9 protein-coding genes and 1 tRNA gene are annotated in these 8,756 nt (G+C 64.2%); 4 read left to right on the top strand and 6 right to left on the bottom strand.

What is annotated here, in order from left to right:
* Positions 1–387, top strand: a 387-nt coding sequence (locus A8G08_RS05480; RefSeq protein ID WP_483757007.1) for a flavodoxin family protein, incomplete at its 5' end; no start/stop codon positions are given.
* A gap of 55 nt (positions 388–442) precedes the next feature.
* Here the strand turns inward: A8G08_RS05480 and A8G08_RS05475 are convergent.
* The 4 genes from A8G08_RS05475 to A8G08_RS05460 form a co-directional block, all read right to left on the bottom strand.
* The gene (locus A8G08_RS05475) at positions 443–2,326 is read right to left on the bottom strand and encodes a potassium transporter Kup (protein ID WP_084435968.1); all 1,884 of its coding nucleotides are present in this window, start codon (positions 2,324–2,326) and stop codon (positions 443–445) included.
* A 141-nt stretch (positions 2,327–2,467) separates the two neighbouring features.
* Complete coding sequence (gene nagA / locus A8G08_RS05470) at positions 2,468–3,601, bottom strand: N-acetylglucosamine-6-phosphate deacetylase (RefSeq protein WP_068271232.1); 1,134 nt, start codon at positions 3,599–3,601, stop codon at positions 2,468–2,470.
* Entirely contained in the window at positions 3,602–4,387 is a 786-nt protein-coding gene (gene nagB / locus A8G08_RS05465; RefSeq protein ID WP_068271228.1) for a glucosamine-6-phosphate deaminase, read from the bottom strand.
* Positions 4,388–4,858, bottom strand: a complete 471-nt coding sequence (locus A8G08_RS05460) for a PTS sugar transporter subunit IIA (RefSeq protein WP_068271225.1) — start codon at positions 4,856–4,858, stop codon at positions 4,388–4,390. It abuts the gene before it with no gap.
* 147 nt (positions 4,859–5,005) lie between these two features.
* Between A8G08_RS05460 and A8G08_RS05455 the strand changes: the two genes are divergently transcribed.
* The gene (locus A8G08_RS05455) at positions 5,006–6,568 is read left to right on the top strand and encodes a PTS transporter subunit EIIC (RefSeq protein WP_068271223.1); all 1,563 of its coding nucleotides are present in this window, start codon (positions 5,006–5,008) and stop codon (positions 6,566–6,568) included.
* A 66-nt stretch (positions 6,569–6,634) separates the two neighbouring features.
* Here the strand turns inward: A8G08_RS05455 and A8G08_RS05450 are convergent.
* Positions 6,635–6,708 (bottom strand) — tRNA-Ile (locus A8G08_RS05450).
* A 115-nt stretch (positions 6,709–6,823) separates the two neighbouring features.
* On the opposite strand from A8G08_RS05450, the gene A8G08_RS05445 reads away from it, so the two are divergent.
* Both A8G08_RS05445 and A8G08_RS05440 read left to right on the top strand, forming a co-directional pair.
* A complete protein-coding gene (locus A8G08_RS05445; protein ID WP_068271220.1) occupies positions 6,824–7,261 on the top strand; it encodes a nitroreductase/quinone reductase family protein in 438 nt (145 codons plus the stop codon).
* Positions 7,262–7,437: 176 nt separating this feature from the next.
* A complete protein-coding gene (locus A8G08_RS05440) occupies positions 7,438–7,914 on the top strand; it encodes a hypothetical protein (RefSeq protein WP_068271216.1) in 477 nt (158 codons plus the stop codon).
* On the opposite strand, the gene A8G08_RS27390 is transcribed toward A8G08_RS05440, so the two are convergent.
* Positions 7,911–8,756: YihY/virulence factor BrkB family protein (locus A8G08_RS27390; RefSeq protein ID WP_068271213.1), on the bottom strand; the 846-nt coding region annotated here is incomplete at its 5' end. The two genes, A8G08_RS05440 and A8G08_RS27390, sit on opposite strands and share 4 nt — an antisense overlap.

Genomic DNA, 8,756 nt, shown 5'->3' with positions numbered 1-8,756 from the left:
TACGGTGGATCGCATCTGCTGAACGAGGCCGGGCAGTACCTCTACTACGGGCGGGTTGGCGGCTGCCTGATCACCGGCAACGAGGACGGCATCAAGCACTGCGCACAGAACGTGCTCTACACGCTGCAGCACATCGGCTACACGATCCCACCGCAGGCGGATGCGGGCTGGATCGGCGAAGCGGGTCCTGGACCGTCCTACCTCGACCCCGGCTCGGGCGGTCCGGAGAACGATTTCACCAACCGCAACACGACCTTCATGACCTGGAACCTCATGCACCTGGCGCGGATCTTGAAGGATGCCGGCGGGGTTCCGGCCTACGGCAATTTGCGCGCCGGATGGGATGCGGGGTGTCGCTACGACTTCCCGAACCCGGACTACCGGTAGCGCAAATCACCTGCGGAACCACTGCCCCGAATACATGGTGGGCCGCCCGCGATGCTCACACCTCCATACGTGACCCAACGATGATCGTGCGGTCCTTCGGCAGGTTGAAATATGCCGCGGCGTCGGCTGTTATCCGCGAGGTCGCGATGAACAGCCGCTTACGCCACGCGACCATATTGTCGTCGGGTCCGGCGACGAGGTCGATATGCGAGAGGAAGAACGAGGCGGTGTCCGGATCGATCCCGCCCTCCGCCTCCGACGGCAACAGGAGTGTCAATGCGGCGGGCACATTCGGTCGTTCCATGTAGCCGGAGCGGACCGTGGCGTACAGGATTCCGTCATCGCGGAACCCGAGGTCGTTCACCGACACGCGGTCCTCCTCGGGTACCCGCGGCACTGGTTCGGTGTGCACGGAAACGATCACAACGTGCTCATGCAGGACCTGGTTGTGTTCCACGTTCGCCCGCATTGCCAGCGGCGTCGTCTCGTATCCCCGATTGAGAAAGACGGCACTGCCCGGAATCCGGATGAGAGGCGGCCGCCGGTCCCCCAAACCCGCGATGAACGGTTCGAGCGGCCCCTCGATCCCGCGGCGCGAGTCGGTGACGAGCCGCCTCCCGCGCTGCCACGTCGTCATCACCAGGAACGCGAGCACCGCGATTACCAGCGGAAGCCAAGCGCCATGAACCAGCTTGGTGAGGTTGGCCGCGAAAAGCAGCAGGTCGACGGCGATCAGCGCGCCCCCACCAATCACAAGGACCCATAGCGGCCAATGCCACTGTTGCCGAGCGAGATACAGAAACAGAAGTGTCGTGATGGTGATGGTGCCAACTACCGCCATGCCGAATGCATACGCCAATGCCGCGGATGACTCGAACGCGAAGACCAGCGTCAGCACAGACACCATGAGCATCCAGTTGATGAAGGGGACGTAAATCTGGCCGATGGTCGACGCCGATGTATGGAGAATCCGCAGGCGTGGCAGATAGCCGAGTTGGGCGGCTTGCGAAACCACGGAGAACGCTCCGGTGATCACCGCCTGGGATGCGATCACGGTGGCGGCGGTGGCCAGCAGCACCATCGGGATCTGCGCCCAGTCGGGCGTCAAGAGGAAGAACGGCGCACTGGATGCGCTCGCGTCCTCCAGGATCAGTGCGCCCTGCCCGAAGTAGCTCAAGGTGCACGCCGGCAAAACGAGCCCGAGCCATCCGATGGTAATGGCCCGACGCTGGAAGTGACCCATGTCGGCGTAGAGGGCTTCGGCACCGGTAACGGCGAGAACAACCGCGGCCAGCGAGAAGAAGGCCACGTGGAAATTGCCGGCGAGAAAGCTGATCGCGTAGGTCGGTGACAGCGCAACGAGGATTTCCGGATTCGACCGGATGCCGTTGATCCCGCAGGCGGCGATCGCTACGAACCAGACGATCATCACCGGCCCGAAAAACCTTCCCACCGCGGTGGTTCCACGACGCTGCACGGCGAACAGGGCAACGATGATCACCGCAGTGATCGGCACAACCCACGCTTCCAGGTCCGGCTCGATGACCTTGAGTCCCTCGACCGAGGACAAGACCGAGATCGCCGGGGTGATCATCGAATCACCGAAAAACAGCGCAGCCCCGAACAGTCCGAGCGCCGCCAGAATCAGTGCCGCACGGCGACCGCGCGTATGCGCTCCGCGGCGCAGCAACGTAATCAGGGCCATGATGCCGCCTTCGCCGTGGTTGTCGGCGCGCATAACCAGGGTGACGTAGGTCAGGGTGACGATGAGCATCACCGTCCAGAAAATCAGCGACACCACGCCGTGCACGTTCGCCTCGTCCAGCGGAACCGGATGCGGGTCATCAGGATTGAACACCGTCTGCAGGGTGTAGATCGGGCTCGTGCCGATGTCGCCGAAAACGACGCCGAGCGCGCCGATGATGATGGCGAGGCGCATCGGATGCCGCGCCCGTTGCGGGGCCGATGACGCAGGGGTCGCAGATGTGGTGGCCACGAGGAGCGATCATTCTCCCTATCGGCACGGACCGCAGCAGGATGCCCTCCGCTGTCTTTGTGGCCCACCTCCGGACTGAAGCACCTACGGCCCAACCACCCACTCGCCCCGCCGCAGCACGCCGGTCACGGCTAGCTCGGCATCGAGCACCACAAGATCCGCGGCGCTACCGGACGTCAGTCCATCGGCCGGAAGTCCGAGCGCCCGCGCGGGATTGATCGACGTCTGTTGCACCGCTCGCAGCAGCGCTTCGTCGCTCGGCAATCCGCAGTGTCGCACGGCGAATCGGAACAACTTGTCCATCGTTGCTGTGCTACCCGCGATGGTGTCGGTGCCGGCCACGTGCGCCACGCCATCGACCACCTGCACGTCGAGCGGGCCAAGGCGGTACGGGCCGTCCGCCATCCCTGCGGCGCTCATCGCGTCCGTCACCAGCGACACCCGATCCGGTCCGGCGCTGTTTGCGACGTGCCGATACAGCGCGGGATCGACATGCACGCCGTCGGCGATAACTTCCACGGTGACCCGCGGATCCTCCAGCAATGCGATCACCGGGCCCGGCTCGCGATGATGAATCGGTCGCATCGCGTTGAACAGATGCGTGCCGACCGTCGCTCCGGCGTCGATCGCCGCTCTTGTCTGCGCGTAGGTCGCTTCGGTGTGGCCCACTGCCGCGATGACACCGGCCTCGACGAAACACCGAATGGCGTCGATCCCACCGGCCCTCTCCGGAGCCACGGTCACCATCCGAATTGCATCGCCGCCCAATGCAAGGATGCGATCGATCTCGTCCGGATCGGGGTCGCGCAACAGCGTCCCGTCGTGCGCGCCACGGCGCGATACGGCCAACCATGGACCTTCGAGGTGAACGCCGGCGATCACACCCGCGCGGACGTCGTCGCTCAATTGCTCTACCTCGCGCAGCAATTCATCGGAGGTCGCGGTCACCAGCGACGCCACCATCGTGGTCGTGCCGTGCAGGAGATGGAATTGCATCGCGGCGAGCGTCTCGTCTCGCGTCCCGGCCGCGAAGCTTCCGCCGCCGCCGCCGTGCACATGCGTATCGACGAAGCCGGGGACCACCGTCACCGCGCCGAGGTCATGGGCGTCGTTGCGCACACCTACGCCGACCCCCAACACCACACCTGCCCCGATCTCGATCCAGCCCGGCCGCATCACCTCCCGGCCGGTGACCACAGCGTCGGCGGTCAGCAGCATTCAGATGCCCTGCCAGTGCGGCTTCGACAGATACGTTTCGCGGTAGTAGTCGACGAGTTGCAGCCGCCGCGCCGCGGCATCGTCGAGTAGCACCGTGACGTGCGGGTGATGCTGAAGGATGGTTGCCGGCCACATCGCACTGACCGCGCCTTCCACAAGGTGGTGCACCGCTTCGGCCTTCCCACGACCGGTCGCGACCAGCACGATGTGCCGAGCCTCCATGATGGTGCCCAAGCCTTGGGTGAGGCAGTGGGTTGGCACGGCGTCGAGATCGTCACCGAAGAAACGCGCATTGTCGACGCGCGTCTGCTTGGTCAGCGTTTTGATCCTGGTCCGCGAGGCCAGCGACGAACCCGGCTCGTTGAACGCAATGTGGCCGTCGGTGCCTATCCCGAGTATCTGGAGGTCGACACCACCGGCACCGTGAATGGCATCCTCGTAGCTCGCGCAAGCCGCGCGGAGATCCGAAGCCAGGCCGTCCGGTCCGTCCACCGCACCCTTGCCGAAGTCGACCCGCGAAACGAACACGGTGTCGATCACCGTGCGATAGCGCTCGGGGTGGCCGGCGGGCAGACCTACGTATTCGTCGAGAGTGAAGCCGCGGGCCTGCGCGAACGAGACCTTCCCGGCCGCCCACCGCGCGGCAAGTTCGTCATATACGACGAGCGGCGACGACCCCGTCGCCAGCCCGAGCACCGCCGTCGGCTTCCGCGCCAGCAACTCGCCGATCGCATCGGCGGCCAGCACACCGATCGCCTCGATCTCCGGCAGAATGACGACTTCCATCTATTTGTTCGCCGTGAAAAGTGTTCCGCTGGTGCCGATTTCGGCGCCGGTCGTGACCGCGTCGGAGAGCGCCACGTTGCCCGGCTCGCGTTCGTCCATGACGACGACGGGCACGATCGGATTGAGCCCCTTCGCCTCGATGGCAGGCACGTCGTAGGTGATCACGACTTGACCTGCGGCGACTTCATCACCCTGAGTTGCGTGAGTGGTGAAGCCTTCGCCGTTGAGAGCCACGGTGTCCAGGCCCAGATGAACGAGCACGCCGACGTTGTCCGGTGTCAAAATGACGTAGGCATGCGGCATCAACTTCAGCAGCTTTCCGCTGACCGGAGCGACTGCTTCGACGACGCGCCGCGGTGGATCCACAGCGGCGCCGTATCCCACGATCCCGGCAGAAAAGACCGGGTCGGGCACGTCCTGCAACGCCACTGCTCGTCCCTCGACCGGTGCGAGGACTGGAGTCGTACTCACGTATGCGCTCCTTTGGCCAATTCGATTTCCCGCGTCCGGTTTCGAGTTCATCGCAAACGATACGAGGGTGGCCCGTTCAACGTCTGAATTCCGCGATTATGCCTACGCTTGTCAACTGATTGGCACAGCCAAAGGAGGCCGTCGGCGATGAGTGAGCAGACGAAAACACGTTCCGGATTTCGAATGCCCGGCTTCGCGCAATTGCAGCGGCTCGGTAAGAGCCTCATGTTGCCGATCGCTGTACTGCCCGCCGCTGGCATCCTGCTGCGCCTGGGTCAGGACGACATGCTCGGCGGTATCGAAACGCCGGTGATCGGGCCGTTCTTCGACGCGATGAGCGCCGCCGGTGGCGCTGTGTTCGACAACCTGGCACTGCTGTTCGCCGTCGGTGTCGCCATCGGCTTCGCCAAGAAAGCCGATGGGTCGACGGCACTCGCGGCCGTCGTCGGCTACGTGGTGATCTCCTCGGTGTTCAAGTCGATGTCCCCGATCGTTCTCGAGGGCGAGGTCGACAGCACTGGCAAGCAGGCAATGATCAACTACAGCGTGTTCGCCGGAATCGTGGTCGGACTGGTGACGGCCTGGCTTTTCGACCGATACCACACGATTCAACTGCCTTCGTATCTCGGATTCTTCGGCGGCCGTCGGTTCGTCCCGATCGCGGTGTCGGTCGCATGTCTGTTCCTCGGGTTCGGCATGAGCTATTTCTATCCGATTTTCAATTCCGGCCTCACGTCGCTCGGATCGTTTATCGGCAGTACCGGCGCATTCGGCGCTTTCACGTACGGCTTCGCCAACCGAATGCTGATTCCCGTTGGGCTGCACCACATCCTGAATTCGTACGTCTGGTTCCTCTACGGTGAATATCCGAAGCCCGATGGCACAGTGGTCACCGGTGAACTCACCCGGTTCGCGGCAGGTGATCCGTCCGCGGGCCGGCTGACCTCGGGCTTCTACCCAATCCTGATGTTCGGCCTCCCCGCCGCCGCACTGGCCATGATCCACGTCGCCGATAAGCGGCAGCGCAAAGTCGCGATCGGCATCCTGGGTGCCGCGGGCTTGACGGCGTTCATCACCGGCGTAACCGAACCGCTCGAGTTCGCGTTCATGTTCGTGGCGTTCCCGCTGTACCTGGTTCACGCACTGCTGACCGGACTCTCGCTGGCGATCGCCTACCTACTCGACATCCATCTGGGGTTCTCATTCTCGGCGGGCCTGATCGACTTGTTGCTCTACGGCGGGGCACCGGCCGCGAAGAACATACCGCTGCTCATCATCATGGGTTTGGTGTTTTTCGTCGTCTATTACCTGTTGTTCAGGTTCGTCATCAAATTGTGGAACCTGCGTACGCCGGGTCGCGAACCAGAGGATGAGTTCGAGGCCGAGGAGCAGGCAAACCTGACAGATGGCGGGGAGTCCCCGACTGCAGTCGGGGGCGGTGCCGGTGCCGGTGCCGGGACCACCACGAAGGCACCGCCCGACAGTCGGGCCGAGCAGTTGATCGCGGCGTTCGGCGGGCGGGAGAACCTCGTCAACGTCGATGCCTGCATCACACGGCTACGTATGGAAGTTGCCGATAAGGACAAGGTCGATCAAACGCGGCTGAAGGCGCTGGGCGCCGCCGGGGTGATCGAGGTAGGCAACAACGTGCAAGCGGTGTTCGGTACTCAATCCGAGGCGCTCAAAGAGGAAATCAACGACGCACTGTAGGCACATCCGCAGGCACACCATCGAGCGAGACTGTCAGCCTTCAACCGGCCTAATACACAGCACTTGTGGGGCGGGCGGGGCTCGAACCCGCGACCAATGGATTATGAGTCCACGGCTCTAACCGACTGAGCTACCGCCCCCGGACTCGACGTCTTCGAGCACGTCGAGCGTGCCGAATGCTACCGGCACGGCTGGGCTCGAACCACCCCGCCCACCCCGTAGGCTCGCCGGGAGAATCGCGAAGCGGAGGGGAACATGACGAACGTGACAAGCCTGTTCGTGAAGACGCTGGAAGTACATCAAGCGGTGTACCAGCACAGCGGTGGGTGGATCGGGCACCGCATTCTGCTCGGGATTCCCACGCTGCTGCTGCGCACCGTCGGGCGCCGCACCGGCAAGGAGCGCACGTCGGCACTGACCTACGGACGGACCGACGGGAAGTACCTCGTGACGGCATCGAACGGCGGGTCGTCGCGGCCGCCTGCGTGGTTGCTCAATGTCGGCGCCCAGCCCGAATGTGCGATTCAGGTTGGGCGCAGGACGCGCAAGGCGCTCGCCCGCACGGTGCTGCCCGGCGACACGGACTACGCGCGCTACTGGGACATCGTCAACAGCGCCAACCGGGGTCAGTACCGGGCGTATCAGGAGAAGACGAAACGCCCGATTGCGATCGTCGAACTGACTCCCCGCTAGTAAGAGCTACGTATCCCAGCGTTCGCACGGACCTATTGCAGCGCTTGGGGATTGGATCGAATACCGCGTTCGGCGACCACCCGGTTGCCACCTCAATGCGATATCGATGCATAGCTGGTGGCTGCGCGGGTATCCCCTCGCCATCGACTATCGATGTCAGAGGGAAGGACGGCGCCATGCAACGGGAAGCGGCGGACTGGGCCGAAATGGATCACATGCGCCCCGAGGGCGTCAGCGACGCCACCGTCGAAGCGGTGGGGCAACTCTCCGAGGCGCTGGAATGGGTCGAGCGCGCCCGCGGCGACCTCTACTCTTTCCACCAACTGATGGGTCACGCGGATAATCTCCTCGGCCAGGCGGTCGATCGGCTCCGCGAGGCGGGACACGGTGAGATCGCGGACCGGCTCGACACTGACCTGGTCGGCCGCAATGTTCTCGACGGACGCTGGACGTTCCAGATTGTCGAGGAGTTCGATGACTCCTATTGGTCCCCTTTCCGCGCGCACGAGCGGCGAGTCCGCGACGAACTTCAGGGCGGCCTCCGCCACGTGTTCGAAGCGGAGATGAAAGAGCGCCGTCGCAGCCACGGCCGGCCGGGGCATGAGGCACTTCCGCCGAGGCGGCACCGAACTGAAGACACCCTGCAGACCTAGCTTTCGCGCACCCAACCTCTGAACGCACCGGCCTGGCGCGGCTGCAGATGCGAACCGAGCCAGCGCCCGATGTTCTCGTCTCGCGCAAGCGATCCGACGATAATCGTCGACGCCACCACCACGATGGCGAAGATGAATAGCCAACCCACGATCGTGAAGACGATGCCGAGCACGCCGTACTGCGCGACTGCGGTTTGTGACACCGTCGGCATGACCGGTTGGCTGCACAGCCGGAGCACGGTCAGCCCGGTCCCGGTCACCGCGCCGGTGAGCAGCAGGATGCGCGTGCTCAGTCGGCCGCGGGTGAGGATGTGCGGAACGAATGCCCAAATCACGCACCACACCACGAATCCCTCGATGACATTGAGCAACCCGCCGATGTAGGGCGTGTCCTCGAGTAGCTGTCCGCCACCGACGAACAGGATGCCGACAACCATCGCCCCGACCACGACGAACCACCGCCACGCCTGGCGCATCGGCACGATCGGCACCTCCCACGCCCGGGCGTAGAACCTGCCGAGCGCCCGCGCGTACGAGGTCGCACTCAGCAGCACCATGAGGACACCGACGACACCGAACGTGGTCGTGGACGGAACGCTGCTGGTGGCGCCGTCGTAGGAGAGTTGTTCGCTGATCGGGACCATGCCGATCCACTCGACCATGCGGTCCACCGCGTCGTTGTGCCCGAGCGAGGCGATTGCGATGAGCACGGGCAGGATCGAGGTGAAGAGCTGGGCGGCGAGCGTCATCGATCGGTCCGCGATATCGCTGCGGAGTAAATCGGCGACGACGTTGAGGACTACCGAACCCTGTGCTGTGGCGCCGAATCGGTCGAGCGCCGC

Source organism: Aldersonia kunmingensis (genome assembly GCF_001646865.1).
Classification (GTDB): Bacteria; Actinomycetota; Actinomycetes; order Mycobacteriales; family Mycobacteriaceae; genus Aldersonia; species Aldersonia kunmingensis.
This window is presented reverse-complemented; position numbering and strand designations above follow the sequence as displayed.

Coding starts and splice junctions, on each gene's coding strand:
- A8G08_RS05475 (WP_084435968.1), bottom strand. CDS start 2,326: ATGCGCCTCGCCATCATCATCGGCGCGCTCGGCGTCGTTTTCGGCGAC.
- nagA (WP_068271232.1), bottom strand. CDS start 3,601: ATGCTGCTGACCGCCGACGCTGTGGTCACCGGCCGGGAGGTGATGCGG.
- nagB (WP_068271228.1), bottom strand. CDS start 4,387: ATGGAAGTCGTCATTCTGCCGGAGATCGAGGCGATCGGTGTGCTGGCC.
- A8G08_RS05455 (WP_068271223.1), top strand. CDS start 5,006: ATGAGTGAGCAGACGAAAACACGTTCCGGATTTCGAATGCCCGGCTTC.
- A8G08_RS05445 (WP_068271220.1), top strand. CDS start 6,824: ATGACGAACGTGACAAGCCTGTTCGTGAAGACGCTGGAAGTACATCAA.
- A8G08_RS05440 (WP_068271216.1), top strand. CDS start 7,438: ATGCAACGGGAAGCGGCGGACTGGGCCGAAATGGATCACATGCGCCCC.